This window comes from Cloacibacterium sp. (assembly GCF_047601505.1).
Classification (GTDB): domain Bacteria; phylum Bacteroidota; class Bacteroidia; order Flavobacteriales; family Weeksellaceae; genus Cloacibacterium.
Window position 1 is genome coordinate 1,260,022 of record NZ_JASGJD010000001.1, and the last position, 25,574, is coordinate 1,285,595.

The 25,574-nt window shown below is 31.6% G+C and carries 20 protein-coding genes and 1 tRNA gene; 15 read left to right on the forward strand and 6 right to left on the reverse strand.

The annotated features are described in order from the left end of the window. Positions 1 to 56 precede the first annotated feature (56 nt). Complete coding sequence (locus QM746_RS05940; protein WP_414983375.1) at positions 57 to 1,256, reverse strand: NAD(P)/FAD-dependent oxidoreductase; 1,200 nt, start codon at positions 1,254 to 1,256, stop codon at positions 57 to 59. A 229-nt stretch (positions 1,257 to 1,485) separates the two neighbouring features. Between QM746_RS05940 and QM746_RS05945 the strand changes: the two genes are divergently transcribed. Beyond that, a complete protein-coding gene (locus QM746_RS05945; protein WP_414983376.1) occupies positions 1,486 to 2,073 on the forward strand; it encodes an HD domain-containing protein in 588 nt (195 codons plus the stop codon). Positions 2,074 to 2,968: 895 nt separating this feature from the next. Next, positions 2,969 to 5,668, forward strand: a complete 2,700-nt coding sequence (locus tag QM746_RS05950; protein ID WP_414983377.1) for a S8/S53 family peptidase — start codon at positions 2,969 to 2,971, stop codon at positions 5,666 to 5,668. Positions 5,669 to 5,716: 48 nt separating this feature from the next. Here the strand turns inward: QM746_RS05950 and QM746_RS05955 are convergent, their stop codons facing one another. After that, positions 5,717 to 6,457, reverse strand: coding sequence for a LytR/AlgR family response regulator transcription factor (locus QM746_RS05955; protein WP_414983378.1), 741 nt, complete (start codon positions 6,455 to 6,457; stop codon positions 5,717 to 5,719). 11 nt (positions 6,458 to 6,468) lie between these two features. Then, a complete protein-coding gene (locus tag QM746_RS05960) occupies positions 6,469 to 9,339 on the reverse strand; it encodes a histidine kinase (protein WP_414983379.1) in 2,871 nt (956 codons plus the stop codon). A 196-nt stretch (positions 9,340 to 9,535) separates the two neighbouring features. Here QM746_RS05960 and QM746_RS05965 point away from each other — a divergent pair, with 196 nt between their 5' ends. The 3 genes from QM746_RS05965 to QM746_RS05975 all read left to right on the forward strand — a co-directional run bounded on the left by QM746_RS05965 (position 9,536) and on the right by QM746_RS05975 (position 12,912). Next, on the forward strand, positions 9,536 to 11,179 hold the full coding sequence (locus tag QM746_RS05965; RefSeq protein ID WP_414983380.1) for a LamG-like jellyroll fold domain-containing protein: 1,644 nt from the start codon (positions 9,536 to 9,538) through the stop codon (positions 11,177 to 11,179). Positions 11,180 to 11,184: 5 nt separating this feature from the next. Continuing rightward, positions 11,185 to 11,319, forward strand: coding sequence for a hypothetical protein (locus QM746_RS05970; RefSeq protein WP_414983381.1), 135 nt, complete (start codon positions 11,185 to 11,187; stop codon positions 11,317 to 11,319). Between the two features lie 318 nt (positions 11,320 to 11,637). Continuing rightward, complete coding sequence (locus tag QM746_RS05975; protein WP_414983382.1) at positions 11,638 to 12,912, forward strand: ectonucleotide pyrophosphatase/phosphodiesterase; 1,275 nt, start codon at positions 11,638 to 11,640, stop codon at positions 12,910 to 12,912. Between the two features lie 6 nt (positions 12,913 to 12,918). Here the strand turns inward: QM746_RS05975 and dinB are convergent, their stop codons facing one another. The 3 genes from dinB to lpxK all read right to left on the reverse strand — a co-directional run bounded on the left by dinB (position 12,919) and on the right by lpxK (position 15,945). After that, a complete protein-coding gene (gene dinB / locus QM746_RS05980) occupies positions 12,919 to 14,004 on the reverse strand; it encodes a DNA polymerase IV (protein ID WP_414983383.1) in 1,086 nt (361 codons plus the stop codon). Positions 14,005 to 14,123: 119 nt separating this feature from the next. Next, positions 14,124 to 14,936, reverse strand: a complete 813-nt coding sequence (locus QM746_RS05985) for a purine-nucleoside phosphorylase (RefSeq protein ID WP_414983384.1) — start codon at positions 14,934 to 14,936, stop codon at positions 14,124 to 14,126. Then, positions 14,920 to 15,945: a tetraacyldisaccharide 4'-kinase gene (lpxK, locus tag QM746_RS05990; protein ID WP_374364051.1), complete on the reverse strand. Its 1,026-nt coding sequence runs from the start codon at positions 15,943 to 15,945 to the stop codon at positions 14,920 to 14,922. The genes QM746_RS05985 and lpxK overlap by 17 nt, the downstream gene beginning before the upstream one ends. A gap of 134 nt (positions 15,946 to 16,079) precedes the next feature. Here lpxK and QM746_RS05995 point away from each other — a divergent pair, with 134 nt between their 5' ends. The 10 genes from QM746_RS05995 to QM746_RS06040 all read left to right on the forward strand — a co-directional run bounded on the left by QM746_RS05995 (position 16,080) and on the right by QM746_RS06040 (position 25,499). Continuing rightward, positions 16,080 to 16,937 (forward strand): YicC/YloC family endoribonuclease, encoded by an 858-nt coding sequence (locus QM746_RS05995; protein WP_414983385.1) that lies wholly within the window; start codon positions 16,080 to 16,082, stop codon positions 16,935 to 16,937. Between the two features lie 70 nt (positions 16,938 to 17,007). Continuing rightward, positions 17,008 to 17,568: a guanylate kinase gene (gene gmk / locus QM746_RS06000; RefSeq protein ID WP_414983386.1), complete on the forward strand. Its 561-nt coding sequence runs from the start codon at positions 17,008 to 17,010 to the stop codon at positions 17,566 to 17,568. Between the two features lies 1 nt (position 17,569). Continuing rightward, positions 17,570 to 18,136: a pentapeptide repeat-containing protein gene (locus QM746_RS06005; RefSeq protein ID WP_414983387.1), complete on the forward strand. Its 567-nt coding sequence runs from the start codon at positions 17,570 to 17,572 to the stop codon at positions 18,134 to 18,136. A 20-nt stretch (positions 18,137 to 18,156) separates the two neighbouring features. After that, positions 18,157 to 19,173 (forward strand): quinolinate synthase NadA, encoded by a 1,017-nt coding sequence (gene nadA / locus QM746_RS06010; RefSeq protein WP_414983388.1) that lies wholly within the window; start codon positions 18,157 to 18,159, stop codon positions 19,171 to 19,173. Positions 19,174 to 19,526: 353 nt separating this feature from the next. Further along, positions 19,527 to 21,968, forward strand: coding sequence for a bifunctional aspartate kinase/homoserine dehydrogenase I (gene thrA / locus QM746_RS06015; protein ID WP_414983389.1), 2,442 nt, complete (start codon positions 19,527 to 19,529; stop codon positions 21,966 to 21,968). A 45-nt stretch (positions 21,969 to 22,013) separates the two neighbouring features. Then, positions 22,014 to 22,925, forward strand: a complete 912-nt coding sequence (locus QM746_RS06020) for a homoserine kinase (RefSeq protein WP_414983390.1) — start codon at positions 22,014 to 22,016, stop codon at positions 22,923 to 22,925. A 169-nt stretch (positions 22,926 to 23,094) separates the two neighbouring features. Further along, the gene (gene thrC, locus QM746_RS06025) at positions 23,095 to 24,393 is read left to right on the forward strand and encodes a threonine synthase (protein WP_414983391.1); all 1,299 of its coding nucleotides are present in this window, start codon (positions 23,095 to 23,097) and stop codon (positions 24,391 to 24,393) included. Between the two features lie 85 nt (positions 24,394 to 24,478). Next, a complete protein-coding gene (folB, locus tag QM746_RS06030) occupies positions 24,479 to 24,844 on the forward strand; it encodes a dihydroneopterin aldolase (RefSeq protein ID WP_414983392.1) in 366 nt (121 codons plus the stop codon). Between the two features lie 19 nt (positions 24,845 to 24,863). Further along, a complete protein-coding gene (locus QM746_RS06035) occupies positions 24,864 to 25,358 on the forward strand; it encodes an RDD family protein (RefSeq protein WP_414983393.1) in 495 nt (164 codons plus the stop codon). A gap of 70 nt (positions 25,359 to 25,428) precedes the next feature. Continuing rightward, positions 25,429 to 25,499: transfer RNA gene (locus QM746_RS06040), tRNA-Cys, on the forward strand. Positions 25,500 to 25,574: the final 75 nt, after the last annotated feature.

Genomic DNA, 25,574 nt, shown 5'->3' on the forward strand with positions numbered 1-25,574 from the left:
TAAAAACCTCCTTTTTGGGGAGGTTTTCGTTTTACTATAAAAATACGTTTCGTTTTTTATGGCAAGAAAGAATATCCGTTTCTTAATTTCCAAAGGAAATATTTTTCGAGGAAGACTTTATTGATGTCAAATAAAATATTCGGAAGCATAATTGCAAATTTTCTAGGTTTGAAAAGAGTATCACTTACGATAATTACTTCTTTTTTACCAGCATCCATTATGCACAAACCTGTAATTTTTCCCCAAGGTTTTTCTTTAAGGTCGGTTCTTCCATTGATGGTTCTAATAACGTTTTCGGCAACAATTTTACCCGTTTCATCACTTGGATAACCAGTCTTTGGAATGGTAAACGGAATTTCTGTTCCAGTGAAAGGCGGTTTTACATTTACTGCTAAACCCGCTCCCCAAATATTTTTAATTTTTTCGTGTCTGTAATTATCTAAAATAGGGATAAAATTATTTGGCGGAGTTTCTAGTTTAGGCGAATTTGCTACAAAATCTACTCCTACAAATGGAGGCATCAACATGGTGAAATTAGATTGAATTTCTTCTCCCGTAGAAAGAATTACTTTGTCTTTTTGTACTTCTTTAATGCCAACACTCGTTCGGTATTTAATGTTGAACATTTCCATAAATTTTTTTAACATTCCTTCGCCAAGAGGCATTCCTTCAATTCCGAAATGTCCTAAAAAAGGCTCTGGAGTAACCCAATATAAATCTACCTTTTTACGAAGATTTTGTTCTCTTAACCATTTTTCTATATTGAATAAAAATTCGTAAGCTGCGCCCATGCAACCAGCATTTTGTGTAGCTCCAATAACAATAGGACCAGGATTTTCTTTAAATTCTTCTAATTTTTCGCGAGTGTGCATAGCTCCTGGAGGTGTGCCAATATAACAAGCATTTTCTTTAATTCCGGGTGCAATATCGAAATTTACTTTGGGGCCTGTGGCGATAATTAGTTGGTCATAATCGTAAGTTCCGTTTTCGCAATATACTTTGTTTTCATCGGGTTCTACTTTTATAGCAGTGTCTAAAACAAATTTTACTCTTTTTTTTTCTAAAACTCTTTTTCTAGGAACGATAATTTCACTTACTTCTCTTCTTCTTATAGGTACCCAAATAAGAGACGGAATGTAAACGAAGTTTTCGTTTCGGTCTATCAAAGTAACATCTACTTTGTCTTTTAGTTTTCTTTTTATTTCTAAGGCGGCAGTTGCTCCAGCAAAATTACCACCCACTACTAAAATTTTCATATCCTTATTATTTGTTGTTATTGAAATGTTTTTGAGGAAAATTTTATCCTTGTTTTCTATACAAATCTAAGAATGCAGAAATTGGATAAATGTAACTTTTATTACATTGAGTGCATGATTTTTATCAATACTCACATTTTATTGATGAAAACTACCATTGTATCTTATTTATTTTTTGTATGCTGAGAATACATTCTTTTTTAGGGATAATTCTTTTTAAATTTGCACTATGATTTTAGAGAAAGAAATAGAGTTTGTTTTAGCAATAGACGCTCTTAAAAATGTAAGCCGAAGAAATTTTAATTTAGATAATTCCAGAAGAGAAAATACCGCAGAACATTCTTGGCAAGTAGTGGTTTTTGCACAAATTCTTTATCCTTATACCAGAAATAAAGAAAAAATAGATTTGGGAAGAGTGCTCAAAATGTTGTCTATTCATGATGTGGTAGAAATTGATGCTGGAGACACTTTTTTATTTGACGACAAAGCAAACGAAGGGAAATTTGATAGAGAATTGGTTTCGGCAAAGAGAATTTTTGGAATTTTGGACGAACCTTTAAGAACTGAATTTCTTAATCTTTGGTTAGAATTTGAAGCTGGAGAAACCGAAGATGCTATTTTTGCCAATGCCGTTGATAGAATGATTCCTTTTACCTTAAATTGTCACAATAACGGAACAAGCTGGACGGAAGCCAATGTAGAATTAGAAAAAGTTAAAAAAATGCTTCGTCCAAAAATAGAACAAGCATCACAAGATATGGCAGATACTTTTGATGTTTTGCTAAAGAAAGCTTTTGATGAAGGGAAATTAAAATAAAAACCGCTCTCAAATTTTTTGAAAGCGGTTGCAAAATTAAAACAAGTATTAATTATTTCTAAAAAAAGAAACGTTATTTTAAGAGTTGGTTTAAAAGATTCATTAAAATTATTGCTTCAACCATAAGGAGAGAGCTTTTGTTCTGAATTTTTATCTAATTCTATTGGACTAGGCTCTGGAAAAAATGAAACTCCAATCATATTTTTTATCATGAATTATAATGATAATTCCTATCTTTTTCACTCTTTTTAATAACTTAAAATAGTCATGATAACTAGCCTAATATAGCTTTTTGAAAAAAAATATCACTTTTTTCATCAAAGAATACTTTGATTGGATATTTATCATTGCGGTCTATTTTAAATTTTTAAAAATTTTAATAACTATTTCTTTAATTTGCTCTTTTGTGAGTTTCATATTATTTTTTATAGCTAATGATTAATTGTTACATTTATTTGAATAGATGTAAAGCGGTTTTATTTGTAGATGCTTTTTTTACATAATTATATGCACTTACAAGTTTAGCTTCTCGTAATTTATTACTGTCTTTCAGAATGCTTTTCCAAATAATGTGTAATGCTTTTCATTTATTATATTATTCGACAATTAATTAAAATCATTTAAAATTTTAGACGATAGTGTTCTAATTTTTCTTTAGGAGTCATTAATTCTAATTTTGAGACCTTGATTTCTTCTGACAATTTTCTGTTTTTTTCATAAAGATATGCGTTGTCAGAATGGAACCACTCTAGCTCTTTTTCAGTTTTAAAGCATTTTATTATAAGAAGGATGTCATCGGTTTTAAGGGATTTTTTGATAAGAATGATATTTTTATGAGGGATGTATTTAATCTTTTTTCAAAAAAATTGTATATATGCAATAAAATTAAATGGATATGGAAAAAAAATATTTATTTGAGAAATTTAGATTAAGCACAATTTTTATTGTTTTATTTGCTATATTAAATGCTCAAGTTAATTCTAAGTTTGATAGAACTTTTAAAATGCTATATGAGAACAAAGAATTAATTAAATCTTCTAAAAAAAATATTCAAATTCCTACTTCATCAGATGTACAGAAAATTTCATCTAGAAATACGGGTGAAGTACTATATAGTTGTATCATTTACACAACGGAGCCAGATGTTTTAAAGAAGAATGGAATTCTGGTACAATCTGTATTACCAAAATTTGTTACTGCTTTAATTACATTAGATGATTTAGATAAATTAGCAACTTTAGAACAAGTAAGAGAGGTGAAATATCCTCAAACTTTATCTGTAAATAACGACATTGCTGTAGGTCAATCTGGAGCATCTTTATTACAAGCAGGTAAATTTAATAATACTGTCTATAAAGGTAAAGGTGTTTTAGTTGGGATTTTTGATACAGGTAATTATTTTAAGCATCCAGATTTTAAAGACCCCACAGATCAAACAAAAAGTAGAATTTTAAAAATGTGGGATCAAACGCTTATACCCACAGGGGCAGAAGTTTCTCCGTCTGGATTTTCTTATGGTGTAGAATATACTAAAGCACAATTAGATGATGAATTGGCAGGAGTTACAACAGGATTTGTAAGAGAAGCAGATACTAATGGGCATGGTACTCATGTTGCTGGCACAGCTGCGGGTAACGGGATGGCTCTTACTTCAAAAAAATATACAGGGATGGCTCCAGAATCAGATTTAATTATTGTGAGAGGTGGTGTTTCTTCATTTTCTGAAACTAATATTATTAATGGACTTACTTATTTTAATAATGTAGCAACAGCATTAGGAAAGCCAATTGTAGTAAATATGAGTATCGGCGGGCATTTTAGTGCGCACGATGGTACAGGTCCTGAAGAAGAAGCTGTTGACTTTTTTTCTAATTCTGGACCCGGTAGAGTTGTTGCTATTGCTGCAGGAAATGATAATGGTTCAAATATTCATAAGCAGAATATTATTGCTCCAGGTTCAACAGGAACAATAAGTATTACTTTAGGAAGCAATACATCTACAGTTGATATTTTTGGGTTTTTACTTTATTCTAATAGTTCAGATAATTTTTCTGCTGTAATTACTGCACCTGGTGGAGAGACAGTAACATCAAATGTTGGAGAAAAAAAAGAACAAAATGTAATCTTAAATGGTATTAAAGTATATGCTGATAATTTGATTGATTCTAGTAATAATCATAGGTATTTAGATTTTTTCTTACAAAGAGTATCGAGTAGTACTTCTGATGTTTCAGGAACTTGGACAATTGCTATTACAAACAACGGAATATCTAATATCGTTACTAATGGTTGGCAATATCATGCAGGCACATCTATTGTTGCTTCTATCATTGGTGGAGATAGCAATTACCTTATTGGGTCTCCTGGTGCTGCTAAAACAGCTATTACTACTGCTTCTTATTCAGGAACATTATCTTGGTATAGTAATAAAACGGGGACTCCAGGTGCTTATTCTTATACTGATACATCTAAAAGGGTAGATGGATTATCTACTTTTAGTTCTTATGGTCCATTAACAGATGGTACTCAAAAACCCGACATTGCTGCCGTAGGTGAGATTGTTGTTTCAGCTTTATCACCAAGTGTAATTACAACTTCAAGCTCAAGTAATGTAGATGGAACTTATTATCAAGTAATGTCTGGCACAAGTATGGCAACCCCTGTAGTTACTGGTGCTATTGCCCTTATGTTGCAAGCAAAACCTACTGCCACTTATTCTGAAATTAAAAATGCTCTTATTACAAATGCTCAAACTGATGCTGGTACAGGTGTTGTACCTAGCTATACATGGGGATATGGTAAGTTAGATGTTTATCAGGCTTTAACATCTATGATGGGAAACAAAAAAAATAGAAAAACTTACATTAACGAAACATATCCTTATGCTTTATCTACTAATACAAATGTAAACTCATTTACAACAACAAGATTAGGAGAACTTTTTACTCCTGACATGTCAGGATATTTGGGAGGTGTTTATTTTAATGTAGGATCTATATTTACAGCTGATTCTTTTACTATTGAAGTAAGAACAAATAATTCCGGAGTTCCGGGAACTTTAATTTCATCTAAAAGTATTGATCCAAGTTCTATATCAAAATATACTTGGAATTATTTTGATATGTCTGATTTAAAAATTTCAGTAACATCTGGAATTGAATATTTTATAGTTATATACGCTGGAGGTACATCACCTACAATGTCACTAATTAGAGAATCAACTGTTGGAACAGATACTACAAAAAGATTGAGATTAAGTAATGACGATGGTTCTACTTGGAGTGCTTCTTCTTATATATACAGAATAAGAAGTGTAGTTTATGAATCTTCAAGTTCATCTTTAGCTACTTCAAATGTTAAATTAAATGAAGTAAGAATTTATCCAAACCCTACAAGTGATATTTTAAAAGTGAAATTACTCAAAAATGAGAAATCAAAAATTGAAATATATGACCTTTCTGGCAGACTTGTGAAACAAATGAATGCTAATAGTGATAATATTGAATTAAATGTTTCCGCTTTAAATAAAGGTACTTACCTCATAAATATTATAACTCCTAGTGATACAATATCTGAAAAATTTATTAAGAAATAGTTTTTTTAAGGCTGCCTTTTTCGAGCAGCCAATTTTTTTGCAATTATTTTATCTTTTTACAATTGATATTTTTTCCAAAATGAGATTTACTTTTTCACTGGAAATAGGAACTGTAACATCATTTTTCAAGTTGAGCCAACCGTTATCAGATTTGCTATAAGAAACAGCTTCATCAAAATTAATAATGTAAGACCTGTGAATTCTAATAAATCGTTTGTCGTTATACAAAACATCTTCAAAATTTTTGAGATTTCGACTAACTAAATATTTCGTTTTGTTGGTCATAACTACTTCAGAATAAGCGCCTTCACCTTTAATGTGTGATATTTCGGAAATATTGAGAAGAATAAGGTCATTTCCAGATGGAATAGCGATTTTTTCAGGTATTTCTTGTAGAATATTTTCACTGAAAATACTAAACTGGTCTTTCTTCTGCTTTCTAAGTTTAGAAATAGCATTGGTCAAGTCTTCGGGAACAATAGGTTTGAGCAAATAATCTAAAGCTGAAAGTTTAAAAGCCTGAACTGCATATTCATTATATGCTGTTGTGAAAATGATGGAAAATCCAATTTCTTTTTCATCAAAAAAATCAAGAAGCTCTAGTCCGCTATGTCCAGGCATTTCTATGTCTAAAAATACAACGTCGGGTTTGTATTTTCTAATGGTTTTCACGCCTTCTGGAAGGTTTTCGCAATCGGCACAAATCTCAATTTCCGGGCAATATTCTTTCAGTAAAAGGCTAAGCGAAACCCGGGCTTGCTTTTCGTCATCTATAATAATGGCTTTCATAATCAATTGTTTTAATCAATCGGAACCGTGATAATCACCGTTGTTCCTGTGGATTGTCTTACATTGTTTTCTTTGTCGATATATTGCAGAAAGATTTTATTTTCTTTGTTACTGTTAAGAATCTCGATGCGTTTTTGCATAGCTTCTGTTGCAAACGATAGATGTTTTTTATTTTTGATAAGTTTCAGTTCGTTGCTTTTTTTTCTGCCAATTCCGTTATCATCAATTTTAATAACAATATTATTATCAATTTTTCCGAATGATATAAGCAATTTTTTTTCGCCTTTTCTGTGCAAAAGCCCGTGTTTTATTGCATTTTCTATATAAGGTTGAAGCATCATTGATGGGATTTTAGGGTTTTCAAATTCCAAGATTTCATCACATTGAATGTTGTATTGCAGTTTATCATCAAAACGAGCATTTTCCATTTCTAGATACAATGTAATGGTTTTGATTTCCTCAGAAATATTAACATCATCTTTCTCTGTCATTTCGAGAATGGTTCTTGTGAGCAGAGAAAATTTGGACAAATAATTTACAGCCAATTTTTTCTCATTAGATAAAATATACGCCTGAATTGTGTTGAGTGCATTATAGAAAAAGTGCGGATTCATCTGAGATTTGATGGCTTTCAGTTTCGATTGATTCATATTCTGCTCTAACTGAATTTTTTCCAAGAGCAGTTGGTTTTGCTGTCTTATTTTTCTAACACGGTATTTGAAAAGAAGATAAATCAAAAATAGAAAGAGTGAAATAACAGGCAAAATAAACCAAAGTTGCAGCCAAAATGGTTTTGAAATACAGAATTTTACAGTTTTGATTTTGGAAAAATAGTCGTCGGTTTTTGTTCTGAAATCTATTTTGTAATCTCCTGGGGACAAGGAGTTTAAATAAAGACTTCTGCTTTCTGAGTCTAATTTTTGCCATTCTTTATTGTTTATTCTGAATTCAATTGCTAGATTTTGGTTGGGTAGATATGATAATACTGAAAATTGAATGTTGAGATTATTTTCAGTATGGTTTAAATTCTGGATATAATTGTTATTCAATTTTTTGTTGTTTACAAGAATATCACTAATGATAATTTTTGGTGCAGAAATTGTTGTTTTTTGTTTCTCAGAAAAAAGTAATCCTTTGGAAGTTGCGAAGATATGTTGGCTATTTTGTACAACTACATCACTTATTTCCAAATCATTTGTATTTGGGAATATTTTTGAAAATCTTTTTGAAGTCAAAGAATAAGTATAAATGTTTTTTTCGCCGAAAATGTAAAGTTCATTTCCTATAATTTTTATTTTTTCAAAAAAATCATTATGAAGATTTGCCGGAATAGGAATTTTGGAAATAATATTTTTTTCAGAAATAAGAAAGAGTTTTCCATTGGTAGAAAGTATATAACACGTATTTTGATAATTTATAATCTTTGCAACAAACAGTTTTTTGTTTTGATAGAATAGTTCTTTGCTTTTGTTGGATTTTACAGTAAATAAACCATTATTTGTGGCAAAATATATGTTTTTGTTTTGTGAATTGTATGCAACCGATTTTCCGTTTACTGATGGTAGAAGTGGCTTGTAAAACAATTTAGAATTTGGAGGTATTTGGGAGTTTTTCGTATATTTCCATTGGCTTTTTGTAGATTTGTCTGTCGTGAAAATCCCGTTGATTCCACTTGCTGAAAAAGCATAATATTTGTGGCTTATCCTCTTTATTTCTTTTACAGAAAGTACAAAATCAGAAACTATTTGGTTCTTTGAATTAAGAATTTTGAAAGTTGAAGCAGTGAAAAATGTATTTTCTCCATCTACAAGTATTTGTCTTATTGGGTGATTACTTTTTCCGGAATATATTGGAGTGACAGAATAATCTTTTTTAGAAATCTCAAAAATCTTATCATGATCTGCAGAAACTATAAAATGATCATTTTTGGGAATGATTGAAAACGGTCTCGAAGACATCGGTAATAATTTCGATTTGAAGTTTTCTACAAGCAAAACTCCCTGGTCTAGTGTAGAAATCCAATAATTGTTTTGATTATCCTTGTAGATTGATGAGATATTATAATCTGCAAAATAGTTGGAAGTTTTCTTGATCTTATCTTTAAAATTGTAAGCATAAATTCCTTTAGTAGAGCAAATCCAATTTTGATAATCAATATAAAATAAATTCTGGATATATGGAATTTCTTCAGGAAATTGTTTTTCAGAAAACTTTCCATCAGATAAAATGAAGTAGGATCTATTGTTTTTCGAAACAATCATTAATCCTTTTGTTGTTTTTTGAATGATTGCCGTCTGGTAAATATTATTTTTTGTTTTTGGAAGATTATATTTTGTATTAATTTTCCCAGAAGATATCTCGTATAGACAATCAGAAAGCACAAAAAATTTACCATCATCAAAAAAGGTGTAGATTATTTTTTCACCTTGTATCGGAATGGCTTTCTTTATTTTCAATGTTTTTAAATCATAAATAATAACTTTATTTTTTTGAATTAAATATAAAAAATTTTCATCTATTCCATATTTGAAATAGCCAATGGTCTCGGGTTGATTTAACGCTTTTAGTTGCTTATTTTCTATATAATACAAGTAACCATCAAAATTACAATACCATATTCTACCAAATTTGTCTTCAGTAATACTTGATCCAGAAATAGAAGTTTGAGTTTCTGCTGTGAACGCTGAAAACTTTGAACCATCATATTGAACTAATCCTTTGTCTGTTGCAAACCAAATAAATCCTGTTCTATCTTGAAAAATATCATATACAGAATTAGAGGGAAGTCCATTCTTTTTATTAATGTGAAAGTAATAAGGATCTTGAGAAAAGCCCCTAAAATAAATAGATAAAAATAATAATAATAAAATTTTAAAATGCAAAATACATATACTTTTAACAAAAATAAAAAAATACTAGAAATAAATAGTTAAATAGTTAACCAATATAGCTTTATGGTTAATGAAAGTATTTGTTTTTATAGCTTAATTAACCGAAAATATACTTTGGTTAACTAGATAATTGTAAAATTGCTATTTAAGGATACTTTTGGAACATCATTTTAAAAACATTATTGCAATGAAAACAAATTTTATCTTTTTATTATTTATGATCTTCGGTTTTACAAAAGCTCAAGTTGCCTTCACAGAAGGTTTTGAAAATACAACTTTACCAACTGGTTGGTCTACTTCCAGATTTGTTAGATCCAATTCCATTCCTTGTGTAGGAAGTTATTCGCTTAATACTTTTTTTAATGCAGCTACGAGTACAATGTCTGGCTCTGTAACTACAGCTGAATATATATCAAACGGAAAATCCATCGATTTTTCATTTCAGTATAGATTACAAAATACCAACAATGATTCAAGTCCTAGTGCAGAAATTATTGTTGGTTACAAAGTAGGTACAAATGTGCATAGTTTGGATGCATTTACTACTTATTCTACAGGATGCCAGATTTTTAGTGGTGTAATTCCTTCTTATATTGTTCCAGAAGGTTCTCACGTGAAGATCATAATCGAAGTGAATAGAAAATCAGGCTATTTCAATACTAGTTTGGATCATTTTGTAGCAACGCAAGACAACACAAAACCTGTTCTTAGAGACATTGGTTCCAATTCAGATTATACCTCTGCTGCAATTAATTATACTTTGTTAGCTAATAATTTTGATACTACTTCGGTTATCAATTACGGAACAAGTACTGCTACAATGACTAACCAGGTTATTGGTCTTTCTGCAACGGGAAATACCGCTACTCCAGGTTCTTTTACTTTAAATTCGTTAGCAGAAAATACCACATATTATTATCGAATCGTGGCAACTAATTCTACAGGAACTACTAGTTCTGATGTTCTTAGTTTTAAAACAAAAACAATGGCTCCGATTGCAGAATATAAGTTTGACAATACTTTGAACAATACAAAAGGAACACGTCCATTTGCAGATAATTCTGGGATTTCTTTTGTTGATGACAGATTTGGTGCTGTTAACAAAGCAATGCATATCAATGGAACAGGAACTTCTGCTACAATAACAGATCTACCTGCAGGAAATAGTTCTAGAACCATTTCTTTTTGGATAAAACCAACCCAAATCAATGCAACTAACGATTTATTTTCTTATGGTTTAGGCTTAGGCGATAGAGTTTATTTTGGTTCATTTTATCCAAATTATATTATAAACAATGCTACTCCGAATAGTTTGGTGTATAACACAACCACTGAGGTAGGTGTTTGGAAACACCTCGTATATATGTATAACGAATCAACAAAAGTTGCAAAAATATATGTAAATGGTGTACTTGGCGCATCAGGAACTTTTACCACTTGGAATGCTTTTAGTAACAATGTTTTTAATCTAGGAAGTCTTTTGGGAGCCACTACAGGAAAGTATGTTGGTGCTTATGATGATTTGAAAATTTATCCAAGAACACTTTCTGATAACGAAGTTGAAATTCTTTATAGCTCAGAAACCTTGGGAATAAATGAGCTCAATAAAAATAATACTGTAAAACTTTATCCAAATCCTGTAAAAGATATTTTGATAGTAAAATCTGAAAATAAGTTGGAATCCGTGGAAGTGTTTTCTTTGAATGGACAAAAAATAATAACAACTCAACAAAATAATATTGATGTTTCTAAACTAGCATCGGGAGTTTATATCATCAAAATAACCAACAAACAAGGTAAAATAGAGACACAAAAAATAATAAAAAAATAAATTTTATGAGAAATTTGATGGTTATAGCCATACTTTCGATGGGAATTATCTCTTTGAGCAGTTTCAAAGATAATTCAGTAAGTATTACAAGTATGTATGCCGAAAAATTCGATATTAAAATTAAAAACGATACCGATTAAGCTGTAAAGTTCATTAATGCAGGAAGTGGCGAAAGTTATTCTCTAACCAAAGGAGCAACAAAAATCATCAAAAAGGAAGAAGGTGATAAGCTTCATTATTATGAAAACAGGAAAAAAGTGCTTTAATTTTGGTTGCCTCAAAAGAAATGCACGGCAAAGTTCAATTGCTTAGTAAGTTATAAAAACGCAAAAAAGATGGGTTGTCTCGAAAGGACAACCTTTTTTATTGATAAAGAATTATTTTGTTTTAATATATTTTTAAACTTGAAAATTTTTGCATAAAATAGAAAGAGTTTACCTTTGTTAAAATTTTTCTATATGAAGCGTTTTTTTTCATTTTTAATACTGTTTTTTTTATTTTTTTCATTTGCGCAAAATAAATCTGCAGATACAGCACAAGTAGTTCTTCCAAATAGAGTAAATTCTACATTAGCCAAAGAAAAACCATATTTAATTTTTATTTCTACTGATGGATTTAGATATGATTATGCCAAAAAATATAATGCCGAAAATCTTCTGAAGTTTTCTAATCAAGGGGTAAGTGCAAAAGCAATGTTGCCGAGTTTTCCTAGCATTACATTTCCAAACCATTGGAGTTTAATTACAGGTTTGTATCCTTCACATCACGGTTTGGTAGATAATTTTTTCTATGATTATTCAAGAAAAGAATTTTATGCGATGAGCAAAAAAGAAAATGCAGAAGATGGTTCTTGGTACGGAGGCGTTCCGCTTTGGAGTTTGGCAGAAAAACAAGGTGTAGTTTCTGCATCTTTACAATGGGTAGGTTCTGCAAGTGATGCTGGCGAAGCAAGACCAACTTATTACTACCATTACCACGAAAAATTTACTCCCGAAGAAAAAATTTCTAAAGTAATTAATTGGCTAAAGCTGCCAGAAGACGTTCGTCCACATTTTATTTCGTTGTATTTTCCAGAAGTTGATGCTGCTGGACATCATTATGGTCCAGAATCTGATGAAACTAAAAATGCCGTGAAATTGGTAGATGTTGCAATGGGTAATTTGGTGAAAAAGGTAAATGAACTAGGACTTAAAAATGTAAATTTCATCTTCGTTTCAGACCACGGAATGATAAAAGTTGACAAAGAAAATCCACTTTCAATTCCAGAAATATTGCTTGATAAAGAGCGTTTTGATATTTATAATTCTCAAACTTTATTGAGAGTTGTAGTGAAAAATCCAAACGAGATAAAAGCAGTTTATCATCAATTAAAATCTAATAAAACAGATGATTACAAAGTAATTCTTACCAAAAGATTTCCAAGAAAATTACATTACAGAACAAAAGATGATAAGTACAACAGAATTGGACAAATTCTTTTAGTGCCGAACGCTCCCAAAATATTTTTGGAGAAAGGAAAATCTACTTCCGTAGGAAAACACGGTTACAACCCAAGAAAAACGCCAGAAATGAAAGCTGTTTTTTATGCTTGGGGAGATGTTTTCAAGAATAATTTTGAAATAGGCGAGTTTTCTAACGTAAACGTTTATCCTTTAGTTGCAAAAATACTAGGTCTTAAAATTACAGAACCCATTGATGGTAAAGTTTCTGTTTTACAAGAAATATTGAAGTAGAGATTATTATTTAAACTCCTCAAACGGAATTTTCAGTTGTACAGAAATTTGTTTTTTTTCTTCGGTATTGAGATTAGAAAGTGATAATCCAAGCAATCTGATGGCTTTATTATAAGGTCTTAATTCCCAAAGTTTTTGAGATGTTTCGTAGAAATCTTGGGCGTTTTCGTAATAAACTTCTTGCGTTTTACTTCGGGTATATTGCGTAAAATCTTTGTATTTGATTTTCAAAGTCAAGGTTTTTCCTTTTATTTCTCTTTTAGAAAGTCTGCTTTCCAGTTCGTCACTTAGAGATTGTAATTTCAGTTGAAGTTCTTCATCTTCATTAATGTCATCCCAAAAAGTATGTTCTACGCCTACACTTTTCTGTATTCTGTGCGGTTTTACTTCTCCATGATGAATTCCTCGCACTACATTGTAATAATAAGCGCCAGATTTTCCAAATAATCTTACCAATTCTTCTAAAGGTTTTACTTTTAAATCTTTTCCTTTAAAAATTTGATAACTGTACATTTTGTTGGCGGTAACCTTACCAATTCCGTAGAATTTTTCAATGGGTAATTCTTCTAAAAATGCTAGAATTTTTGTAGGATGAATGGTTTTTTGTCCGTTTGGTTTATTAATATCCGAAGCCACTTTAGCCAAAAATTTATTCACAGAAATGCCAGCAGAAGCTGTAAGACCTGTTTCTTTAAAGATTTTTTGTCGAATTTCTTTAGCAATATCGTTGGCAGATTCTATTCCTTTTTTGTTTTCGGTAACGTCTAGATAAGCTTCGTCTAAAGAAAGTGGTTCTACCAAATCTGTGTATTGATGAAAAATTTCTCTAATTTTCTGCGATATTTCTTTGTACCGATGAAACCTCGGTTTTACAAAAATAAGTTGCGGACATTTTTCTTTAGCAATTTTACTAGACATAGCAGAGCGAACTCCAAATTTCCTCGCTTCGTAACTTGCCGCAGCTACTACACCTCTGTGTTCTCCTCCTACAGCAATTGGTTTTCCTTTAAGCTCAGGATTGTCATACTGTTCTACAGAAGCATAAAATGCGTCCATATCTACATGTATTATTTTTCGCTGAGGAAATTCCATACACAAAGATAAAGATTTGATAGTTTTTAGAAATTTTGAAACAAAAAACGCTTCAAAAAATTTGAAACGTTCTATATTATATCAACTTTTATCGTCAGATTTCCATCTTCCAACTTTTATTAATAGTTTTTAACCAAACCTTTTACAATTTTTATAACGTTTGGCATTGCTTTGTTTGCTGCTTCTAGCACTTCTTCGTGCGATACCGTGAAGGCAATGTCTGGTCCGCCAACGTCTGTAATAATAGAAATTCCGAAACAATCCATTCCCATGTGTTTTGCAACAATTACTTCTGGCACTGTGCTCATTCCTACAGCATCTCCGCCTACCGCTTTCACCATTCCGTATTCTGCTGGAGTTTCAAAAGTTGGCCCTTGTAATGCTAAATAAACTCCTTTATGAGCAGAAATTCCTTCTTTTTTAGCAACATCTTCGGCTACAGCAATCATTTTTCTGTTGTAAGGTTCACTCATATCTACAAATCTCGGTCCTAATTCGTCGATATTTTTACCACGAAGCGGATGTTCAGGCATCATGTTAATATGATCTTCAATAATCATAATATCAGCAACTCTAAAGTTAGGGTTTACGCCACCAGAAGCGTTAGAAACAATTAAATTCTGAATTCCTAGAAGTTTAAAAACTCTAAAAGGAAAGGTAACAGTTTGTATATCATGTCCTTCGTAATAGTGGAATCTTCCACTCATCATCAATACTTTTTTGCCTTCTAAAATTCCATAAATAAGTTTACCTCCGTGTCCTGCAACGGTAGTTTGAGGGAAATTAGGAATTTCGTGATATTCTAAACTGTGAATTGCTTCTACTTCGTTTTGAAGTTTTCCCAATCCTGAACCTAAAACAATCGCAAAATCTGGAGTTTCTTGGATTATATTTTTAATAAAATCAGCAGTCTGTTTAATTTTTTCTAACATAATTCTCTATAATTTGATCGAATTCTTCCTTGCGGTCTATTTCTACATTTATGGGCCAATAATAGATTTTTTCTCTAATAAGGTCGAATGATTTTAGACGAACAAAGTCTTTTTCTGTAGTTAAAATAATTCTATACTCACCTAATTTCTGGTACTCTTTTTTAATATTGTCTATATCTGCAAGTGTAAAAGAATGGTGGTCACCATATTTCAGGTGTTTTATTTTCGGAGTATATTTTTTTAATTCTTTTAAAATAAGACTAGGATTTGCAATACCCGTTACCAAAAGAATGTCGTAATAATTAAGATTTTGCACCGGAATTTGTTGGCGTTTGTTCACCACATTTTCGTCATAATTAATACTCGAAAAGAACACTTTTTGATAATGTCTTGGCTTAATTTTATTGATGTAAAACTGTTTTTTTTCTTCGGTTAAAATTTCTGGGCATTTCGTTACCACAATTATATCCGAACGTTTTGCGCCACGTCTAGATTCTCTAAGGTTACCAGCTGGTAATACAAAATCTTTAAAATATGGGTCGTTATAATCTGTCAATAAAATATTGAAACCTGGTTTTATTCTTCTGTGTTGATAGCTGTCGTCTAACAAAAGAACGTCCAAATCCATATCTCTAATAATTTTTTTTGCGCCAAAAACTCGGTCTTCACAAACACCAATTACAAATCTGTTTCTAAAACGTTCGAACAATTGCATAGCTTCGTCGCCTACCATTTTATAAGTACTGTCGTAGTTTACAATTCCGTAGCCTTTGGTTTTCCTTCCGTAACCTCTTGATAAAACGCCGGTTCTGAAGTTTTTGGACAATAAATCTGCCAAATACATTACCATTGGCGATTTACCACTTCCGCCAACAGATAAATTACCGACACCAATTATCGGAGTTTTAAATTTCGTAGAAGAAAAAATTCCCCAATCGTACATTCTGTTTCTGCTAGCAGTTACAAAATGATAAACCAAGGAAAAAGGGTAGAGGTACCATCTTTTCATAGTCTGCAAAATTACAATTTTTTTAAAGATTTTAAAATCTTATAAGATTCAACTTTTCCACATTTTGCTATCTCTTTAGTTTTTCCTTTTGTTAGCGCATCTTTTCTTATCTTTGTACTTAGATACATATAGTTATGATTTTATCAATGACAGGCTTTGGGAGAGCCGAAGGAATTTTTGAAGGAAAAAAAATTACAGTAGAACTTAAATCTCTTAATAGTAAAACTTTTGACTTAAATATCAGAATACCACTTCGTTACAAAGAAAAAGAATTCGAAGTTAGAAAATATCTTAACGATACCATTTTCCGTGGTAAGATAGATTGCTACATCAATTGTGAGAATATTGAAGATGCTAATGATGTGAAAATTAACCAAGAAATTGTGAAATCTTACATCAATCAGTTAAGAGAAATTTCTCCTAATGCAGAAGAATATGAATATCTTAAAATGGCAATTAGAATGCCCGAAGCTATTAACGGAAAACCTGCAGAATTAAGCGAAGAAGAATGGCAATTGTTGCTTTCTCTAGTGAAAGAAGCGGTAGGAAAATTTTTGGATTTCAGAAAAACCGAAGGTTCAATTTTACAAGAAGAATTGTCTAAAAATCTTAAAAATATTGAAGAGAATCTAGGCAAGGTAATTCCTTTTGAAGAAGAAAGAATGGTTGCTGTAAAAGAACGTTACCAAAATACTTTGAGAGAATTCGAAAACGTAGATGAGACAAGATTTTACCAAGAAATGGCTTATTATACCGAAAAATTAGATATTTCTGAAGAAAAAGTAAGACTTGCGCAACACCTCAAATATTATAATGAAGTAATGAAAAATGAAGACTTGAATGGTAAAAAACTAGGTTTTATTTCGCAAGAAATTGGCAGAGAAATCAACACATTGGGTTCTAAAGCCAATCACCACGAAATCCAAAGATTGGTGGTAATGATGAAAGACGATTTAGAAAAAATTAAAGAACAAACTTTAAATGTTTTGTAAAAATTGGATGTCGGGCGCTGGATGTTTGATGTAAACTTCCTGCACCCAACATCCAGCATCCAACATATTTATGAACAAAGTAATTATATTTTCGGCACCTTCAGGAAGTGGAAAAACCACTTTGGTAAAACATTGTTTACAAGTTTTTCCGCAGTTGCAATTTTCTATTTCGGCTACAACAAGAGCTTTGCGAGGTGAAGAAATTCATGGGAAAGATTATTTTTTCCTTTCGGTAGAAGAATTTAAAAAACTCATTTCTGAAGATGCTTTTGTAGAATTCGAAGAAGTGTATCACGATAAATTTTACGGAACTTTAAAATCTGAAGTTGAAAGAACTTGGAGCGAAGGAAAAGTTGTAATTTTTGATGTAGATGTAGTAGGAGGCGTTAATTTGAAAAAGATTTTCGGAGAGCAAGCGCTTTCAATTTTTATTGCACCGCCTTCAATTGAAGAATTAGAGCGAAGATTAATTTCCAGAGCAACAGACGATTTAGAAACCATAAAAACCAGAGTGGCAAAAGCCAAACACGAAATGTCTTATGCAGACGATTTTGATGTAATTGTAGTGAATGACGATTTAGAAGTTTCTAAAAAAGAAATAGAAAGATTGGTAGAAAATTTCATTAGATAAGATGAGTTTTTTTTCAGAAAAAATATACGAGAAAGTAAATTTTTCAGAAAATCCTTTGCAAAAAGGAGAATACGAATATTGTATTTTCAGAAATTGTAATTTTTCCGAATGTGATTTTTCCGAAATATCTTTTCAAGAATGCGAATTTTCAGATTGTGATTTGAGCTTAATTAAGCTAAACAAAACCATTTTGAGAGGCGTGAAGTTTAAAAACGCTAAAATGCTAGGTGTTAATTTTGAAAATGTGAACGATTTTGGGTTGAATTTTAGTTTTATGGGTTGTAATCTTACGCATACTACATTCTACAAAAAAGACATTAGGAAAACCATTTTTCAAGAATGTATTATCCGTGAGGCAGATTTCGCAGAAGCCAATTTATTTCAATCTGTTTTTTGTAAATCAGATTTATTAGGTGCGATTTTTGAAAATACTAATCTGGAAAAAGCAGATTTTACAGAAGCTATTAACTATAAAATTAATCCCGAAATAAATAGAATAAAGAAAGCAAAATTTTCTTTAGAAAATCTTCCAGGATTATTGCAACAATATAATATAGAAATTTTTTAGACCTTGTTTTACAAAAAATTATGAAACATACATTAGACTCAGCAATTTCTAATATGCCTGTAAAAGGTTTTTTAGATTTGTCAGAATTTCAAATTCCGCAAGGTGAAGAATTGGTAAAAGCCATTTTGGAACTCAAAAAAGAAAAAAATGCGGTGATTTTGGCGCATTATTATCAACTTGGCGAAATTCAAGATATTGCAGATTATCTCGGAGATTCTCTTCAATTGGCAAGAGCTGCAAAAGAAACAGATGCAGATATGATTGCCTTTTGTGGAGTTCATTTTATGGCAGAAGCTGCAAAAATTCTCAATCCTACCAAAAAAGTGGTTTTGCCAGATTTGTTGGCAGGTTGCAGTTTGGCAGATGGTTGTAGTGGCGAAGGTTTGAGAGAAATGAGAGAAAAACATCCAGATGCTCTTATCGCAACTTATATCAATTGCAATGCGGAAACCAAAGCAGAATCTGATATTATTGTTACCAGTTCTAATGCCGAAACCATTATCAATGCTTTGCCAAAAGATAAACCTATAATTTTTGCGCCAGATAAAAATCTCGGAAGATATTTAGAGAAAAAAACAGGCAGAGATATGATTCTATGGAACGGAAGCTGCATTGTTCACGAAGCTTTTTCTATGGAAAGAATTGCCAAACAATTGGCAGAAAATCCAGATGCTAAATTAATTGCTCATCCAGAATCTGAAACTGCGGTGCTAGATTTAGCTCATTTTATTGGTTCTACTTCTGCGTTGTTAGATTATGTTCAAAAAGACGATTGTCAGAAATTTATCGTCGCAACAGAAGAAGGAATTCTCCACGAAATGAAAAAACGTGTTCCCGAAAAACAATTGATTCCAGCGTTGGTTTATGATGAAAGCTGTAATTGTTCTGAATGTTTCTTTATGAAAAGAAATACTTTGGAAAAATTGTATTTATGTATGAAATACGAATTGCCAGAAATTGCAATGGATGAAGAACTTCGTCTAAAAGCTTTAAAACCAATTGAAGCCATGTTAGAATTAAGCAAAACAATTAAATAATTCAAAAAAAATAGAGCGTTCGGAGATTTTCTGAACGTTTTTTTTATGTCTAATTGCATTTTTCTGATTGTTTACAATTAATTAATGATATTTTTCGTAAAAAATTTTTTGTTTTTAAAATAAATTTCTACATTTGTCTAGCAAAAGATGAGATACTCTCAAAACATATCAAAATTTATGACTTCTGAAATCACTTTTTCAGGAGCATCTTCTTGCATTATTTCTACAATTATTACAACTACAATTATTACCCCGTAATTGGGGTTCATTATTACATATCAACATTCGCAATGTTGCTCTTGGATGAAGAGCAAGAACAATCAGTTATTTAAATTTCCTTAAAAAAATACATTATGAAAGTCCTAAAATTTGGAGGAACTTCTGTGGCGAACGCCCAAAATATACTTTTAGTAGAAAAAATAGTTAAAAACGTAGCGTCTGATAATAAAGCAGTAGTGGTAGTTTCCGCTTTGTCTGGAGTTACAGATGGTCTTATATCAGCAGCAGAATTGGCTTCTGCTAAAAACGAAAAATACACCGAAACCATTAAATCTCTAGAAGAAAAGCATTTAGAATTTGTTAAAAATCTACTGCCAATTGCAGAACAGAGTTCTTGGTTGAGCTTTGTGAAGAAAAATTTTAATGATATTGAAGACATCTGCAACGGAATATTCGTTTTAGGTGAATTTACGCCTAGAATTAAAGATAAAATAACGTCTTATGGTGAGTTTTTATCATCAAATATTATTGCCGCTAAATTGAAATCTGATGGTTTAGATTGCGTTTGGTTAGATTCTAGAAATTATATCAAAACCAATAGCAATTTTACTGATGCGAAGGTAGATTTCGAAAAAACAAATGCTAATTTTCAAAATTATTTTAAGGAAAACAAACAACAAGTTACGCTTGCTCCGGGCTTCATCGCTTCGGATGTTGATGGTAATATTACCACTTTAGGACGTGGTGGTTCAGATTATACGGCTTCTATTATTGCAGCAGCTGTAAATGCTAAAGAATTACAAATCTGGACAGACGTTTCTGGAATGATGACGGCAGATCCTAGATTGGTTTCTAATGCAAAAATTATTCATAAAATTTCTTACCAAGAAGCGATGGAATTGTCGCACTTTGGTGCAAAAGTTATCTATCCGCCAACCATTCAGCCGGTGATGGATAAAAATATCGATTTGTGGATTAAAAATACATTTGCAGCCGATGATTTCGGAACTTTAATTTCTCATACCAATGTCGAAAATAATGAAGACGTTGCCGTTGGAATTTCAAATTTAAGCAAAGTTGCACTTCTTACTTTAGAAGGTAGCGGAATGATTGGAATTCCTGGGGTTTCAACGAAATTGTTTCAATGTTTAAGTCAAGAAAAAATAAATGTAATTCTTATTACTCAAAGTTCTTCAGAGCATTCTATCACAGTTGCTATCAACGAAGGTGATGTGAAAAAAGCTGAAAAAGCATTGAATTTAGCTTTCGAAGACGACCTTAGTCTCAATAAAATAGAACCTGTAAAAGTAGAAACTTCTTTGGCAATTATTGCTTTAGTTGGCGAAAAAATGAAGAGCAGAAGCGGCGTAAGTGCCAAACTTTTTGGAGGTTTAGGGAATAATGGTGTTAATGTGAGAGCAATTGCTCAAGGTTCTTCGGAGAAGAATATAAGTGTGGTGATTTCAGAAAAAGATGTCAAAAAAGCAGTAAATGTGCTTCATGAAGAGTTTTTCGAATCAGAAATTAAACAAGTTCACCTTTACATTTGTGGTGTTGGGAATGTTGGTTCTAAATTAATTCAACAAATTTATTCTCAAAACAAATATTTGAATGATAATCTTTTGATGAATCTTAGAGTAGCTGGTTTAACGAACAGTACCAAAATGGTTTTTAATGATAAAGGAATTAAAGAAGAAGATTACAAAGAAGCGCTTCAAAATGGCGAAGCTTCTACTCCGCATAAATTTGCTGAGGAAATTGTTAATCGAAATCTAAGAAATTCAATTTTTGTAGATGTTACTGCTAATGCAAAAGTGGTTGATATCTATGAAGATTTATTGAAAAAAAGCGTAAGTGTAGTAGCTTGTAATAAAATTGCTGCTTCGTCAAACTACGAAAATTATAAAAATTTAAAAAATTCTGCAAAAAATCATAACTGTAATTTCTTCTTCGAAACCAATGTAGGTGCAGGTTTGCCAATTATCGGAACGATTAATGATTTGATGAGAAGTGGTGATAAAATTACTTCTATTCAAGCGGTTTTGAGTGGAACTTTGAATTTTGTTTTCAATAATTATGACGGAAGCAAAACATTCTCTGAAGTCGTAAGACAAGCTCAAAAAGAAGGTTTTACAGAACCAGACCCAAGATTAGATTTAGCAGGAACAGACGTTGCGCGTAAAATTTTGATTTTAGCACGTGAAGCGGGTTATCAGTTACAATTTGATGAAATAGAAAACGAAGCGTTCTTGCCTGCAAAATGTATGGAAGGAAGTGTGGAAGATTTCTACCAATCTATGACGGAATATGAAGAACATTTCAGAAAATTATTAGAAGAAGCTAAATCTGAAGGTAAAATCTTGAAATATGTTGCTGATTTTAAAGATGGAAAAGCAAAAGTAGGATTGCAAAAAATATCACCAGAAAGCGATTTGTATCACTTGTACGGGAAAGATAATATCGTGATTTTTAAAACGTTAAGGTATTCTGAGCAACCATTAGTGGTAAAAGGAGCTGGCGCAGGAGCAGAAGTTACTGCAAGTGGAGTTTTTGCTGATATTGTTCGTTCGGTTTAAATTAAAAAATCTTTGCGCACTTTGCGTTTAAATTAAATGAAAAATATGAAATTACAAGTTCCGGGAACAGTTGCCAATTTGGTTTGCGGTTTTGATATTCTCGGAATGGCGGTAAATGAACCTTTCGATGAAATGGAATTCAAATTGCTTAACGAGAGAAAAGTAATTATTAATCATCAAGACGAATTCAATCTGCCAACTGAACCCTCAAAAAATGTAGCAGGAGTTGTTTTGCAGAAGATTTTAGAAAAATTAGAAAATCAAAATATTGGTTTTGAGGTTACCATCAACAAAAAAATAAAACCAGGAAGTGGTTTAGGTTCTAGTGCTGCAAGTGCGGCAGGAGCTGCTTTCGGAGCAAATGAATTGTTAGGAAACGTTTTTTCTAATGAAGAATTGGTGCATTTTGCAATGTTTGGGGAGGAATTGGCTTCTGGTTCTAGACACGCAGATAATATTGCGCCTTGTCTTTTCGGTGGAATTACACTGGTAAAATCTTCAGAACCTATTGATATTATTCCGCTTTCTTCGCCTGATTTGTACGTTACAGCGGTGCATCCTCAGGTTGAGGTAAAAACTTCTGATGCCAGACAAATTCTCAAAAAAAATGTTCAATTGAAAAATGCAGTGAAACAATGGGGAAATGTTGCGGGTTTGGTAGCGGGAATTTTAAAAAACGACAATAAATTGATTTCCAGAAGTTTAGAGGATGTTTTAATTGAGCCGGTTCGCAGTATTTTAATTCCTAAATTTGATGAGGTAAAACAAAAAAGTATAGAGTTAGGAGCTTTGGGTGGTGGAATTTCGGGTTCTGGACCTTCGATTTTTATGATGAGCGAAACCAAAGAAATTGCTGATAAAGTTGCAGAAAATATGCAGAAAATCTACAACGAAATCGGTATCGAAAACTTTGTTTACGTTTCTAAAATCAATGACCAAGGAATAAGAATAGTCTAAAGACAGAAGTCCGAAGTCCGAAGTCCGAAGAAATTTTGGCTTAATTGATTGAAATAAAAATCTAATTTGTAAGGTCTGAAGGACCGAAAATCAACAACCAAGTGCAAGCTTGGAAATAAATGAAGAAAAATAATGAGGTCTGAAAGACCGAAATCCTAATTTAAAAAAAATGAATTTTTACAATTTAAAACATAAAGAAGAACAGCTTAATTTCAAAGAAGCGACGATAAAAGGACAAGGGAAAGATAAAGGTTTGTTTTTTCCGGAAGATATTTCAAAATTTAGTAATGAATTTTTACAAAATTTACCCAATCTTTCTAACGAAGAAATTGCATTTCAAGTGATGAAGGATTTTGCGGGAGACGAAATTCCAGAAGCTGAACTTAGAAAAATTGTTGCAGAAACCATCGCTTTTGAAATTCCTCTGAAAAAAGTAACAGAAAATATTTCGGTTTTAGAACTTTTTCACGGTCCAACTTTGGCTTTTAAGGATGTTGGCGCAAGATTTATGAGCCGTTGTCTCGGTTATTTCCTAAAAAATGAAACCCGAAAAGTTACGGTTTTGGTTGCCACTTCAGGCGATACTGGAGGAGCTGTAGCCAATGGTTTTTATGATGTAGAAGGAATAGAAGTCGTGATTTTATATCCAAAAAATAGAGTAAGTCCAGTTCAGGAAAAGCAATTGACAGCTCTTGGAAAAAATATTCATGCTTTGGAAGTAAATGGAAGTTTTGATGATTGTCAGGCTCTGGTAAAACAAGCGTTTTCTGATGATAGTTTAACCGAAAAATTACTTTTAACTTCGGCTAATTCTATTAATGTAGCTCGTTGGTTGCCTCAACAAATTTATTATGTTTTGGCTTTGAAACAATGGTTGAAAGACAATTCAGAAAACCCAGTAATCTGCGTTCCGAGTGGTAATTTTGGGAATATTTGTGCTGGAATTTTGGCGCATCATCGTGGTTTGCCTGTTGAGCATTTTATTGCGGCTTGTAATGTAAATGATGTGGTTCCAGAATATCTTAGAACTGAAATTCTAAAGCCAAAAGAAACTGTTGCTACCATTTCCAACGCAATGGATGTTGGTGACCCAAGTAATTTTGTGAGAATTTTAGAATTATTTGACAAAGAATTTAATCAAGTTAAAAACAAACTTTCGGGTTATACCATTGATGACGAAGAAACGCTTAAAACCATCGAAAGAGTAGAAAAAGATTATGGTTATGTTCTAGATCCTCACGGAGCAGTAGCATTTGTAGCTTTAGAAAAATATTTAGCAGAAAACGGAGGGAAAGGATTTTTCTTAGAAACGGCACATCCTGTGAAATTTCCAGATTCTGTAGAAAAAGCAACTGGAAAATCAGTAGAAATCCCAAAATCATTAGAAGAATTGATGACGCAGGAAAAATTTACCACAGAAATTAATCCTCAATATGAAGAACTGAAAGAGTTTTTGTTGAAAAAATAATACTTATTTAAAACGGATTTTTAGTCCGTTTTTTTTATTTTTGTTAAAAACTTAAACTAGAAAAATTTAAAAAAAATTGTCTAAAATGACCTCAAAAATTATACTTGAAAATATTAAAATTTATGCCTATCATGGAGTTTTGCCCGAAGAAAAAATCTTAGGAACGTATTATATTTTAAATGTTGAAATAAAAGCAGACCTTTGGAAAGCAGCCAAAACAGACCATCTTGATGATACCATTAATTACGCCGAAATCAACGAGATAATTCACGAAGAAATGAAAATACCTTCAGAGTTGTTAGAACACGTTGCAGGTAGAATTATTGATAAAATCGGAGAAAAATTCTCTGAAATTTCTTCAATTAAAATCAAAATGACCAAAACAAAACCGCCAATGCAAGGGGAAATGGATGGTGTAAGTGTAGAATTAAAGAAAAATTTCAAAAAATAAACTAAATAACTAATAACCAATGAACAGAATTCAAATTGTAGAAAGAAACAAGGCTTCTTTAGGATTAAGATTTGTGAACAGAATTGTAGATTTAATATGCTTTTATGTTTTATTAATCATATTCCTTTATCTATTTTCTTTTATTGCAAGAGTTACAGAGTCTGATTTATTAATTGGTTTTTTAATGAATTTTTTTCAAAGAGGAATTACATTTTATCTGACAATTTATTCGGTAGAACTCATTTATTATTACATTAGTGAATCATTACTAAAAGGAAGAACAGTTGGGAAATATATAACAGGTACAAAAGTTGTGACAATTTTTGGTGAAATACCAAATTCATCTCAAGTTTTAAAAAGAACCTTATCCAGATTAATTCCTTTTGATGCTTTATCTTTTTTCGGAGAAAACGGTTGGCACGACTCTTGGTCTGATACTAGAGTCGTGAAAATCAGTGATTTTGAAAATGCTATGAGAATGGAAAATGAGCTCGAAAATATTGGAAAAGAATAAAATTGTAAAAATTTAGGTTTAAATTTTTTAAAAATCTAAAAAATCCCTATATTTGCACTCCGAAACAAATGGTACTTTGGCCGAGCGGCTAGGCAGTGGTCTGCAACACCATCTACAGCGGTTCGAATCCGCTAGGTACCTCTTAAAAATCAAGCAAATTTTTGCTTGATTTTTTGTTTTTATTATAAAATTCCCACAAAATCTTTTTTTGGTTTC

Coding starts and splice junctions, on each gene's coding strand:
- QM746_RS05940 (WP_414983375.1), bottom strand. CDS start 1,256: ATGAAAATTTTAGTAGTGGGTGGTAATTTTGCTGGAGCAACTGCCGCC.
- QM746_RS05945 (WP_414983376.1), top strand. CDS start 1,486: ATGATTTTAGAGAAAGAAATAGAGTTTGTTTTAGCAATAGACGCTCTT.
- QM746_RS05950 (WP_414983377.1), top strand. CDS start 2,969: ATGGAAAAAAAATATTTATTTGAGAAATTTAGATTAAGCACAATTTTT.
- QM746_RS05955 (WP_414983378.1), bottom strand. CDS start 6,457: ATGAAAGCCATTATTATAGATGACGAAAAGCAAGCCCGGGTTTCGCTT.
- QM746_RS05965 (WP_414983380.1), top strand. CDS start 9,536: ATGAAAACAAATTTTATCTTTTTATTATTTATGATCTTCGGTTTTACA.
- QM746_RS05970 (WP_414983381.1), top strand. CDS start 11,185: ATGAGAAATTTGATGGTTATAGCCATACTTTCGATGGGAATTATCTCT.
- QM746_RS05975 (WP_414983382.1), top strand. CDS start 11,638: ATGAAGCGTTTTTTTTCATTTTTAATACTGTTTTTTTTATTTTTTTCA.
- dinB (WP_414983383.1), bottom strand. CDS start 14,004: ATGGAATTTCCTCAGCGAAAAATAATACATGTAGATATGGACGCATTT.
- QM746_RS05985 (WP_414983384.1), bottom strand. CDS start 14,936: ATGTTAGAAAAAATTAAACAGACTGCTGATTTTATTAAAAATATAATC.
- lpxK (WP_374364051.1), bottom strand. CDS start 15,945: ATGAAAAGATGGTACCTCTACCCTTTTTCCTTGGTTTATCATTTTGTA.
- QM746_RS05995 (WP_414983385.1), top strand. CDS start 16,080: ATGATTTTATCAATGACAGGCTTTGGGAGAGCCGAAGGAATTTTTGAA.
- gmk (WP_414983386.1), top strand. CDS start 17,008: ATGAACAAAGTAATTATATTTTCGGCACCTTCAGGAAGTGGAAAAACC.
- QM746_RS06005 (WP_414983387.1), top strand. CDS start 17,570: ATGAGTTTTTTTTCAGAAAAAATATACGAGAAAGTAAATTTTTCAGAA.
- nadA (WP_414983388.1), top strand. CDS start 18,157: ATGAAACATACATTAGACTCAGCAATTTCTAATATGCCTGTAAAAGGT.
- thrA (WP_414983389.1), top strand. CDS start 19,527: ATGAAAGTCCTAAAATTTGGAGGAACTTCTGTGGCGAACGCCCAAAAT.
- QM746_RS06020 (WP_414983390.1), top strand. CDS start 22,014: ATGAAATTACAAGTTCCGGGAACAGTTGCCAATTTGGTTTGCGGTTTT.
- thrC (WP_414983391.1), top strand. CDS start 23,095: ATGAATTTTTACAATTTAAAACATAAAGAAGAACAGCTTAATTTCAAA.
- folB (WP_414983392.1), top strand. CDS start 24,479: ATGACCTCAAAAATTATACTTGAAAATATTAAAATTTATGCCTATCAT.
- QM746_RS06035 (WP_414983393.1), top strand. CDS start 24,864: ATGAACAGAATTCAAATTGTAGAAAGAAACAAGGCTTCTTTAGGATTA.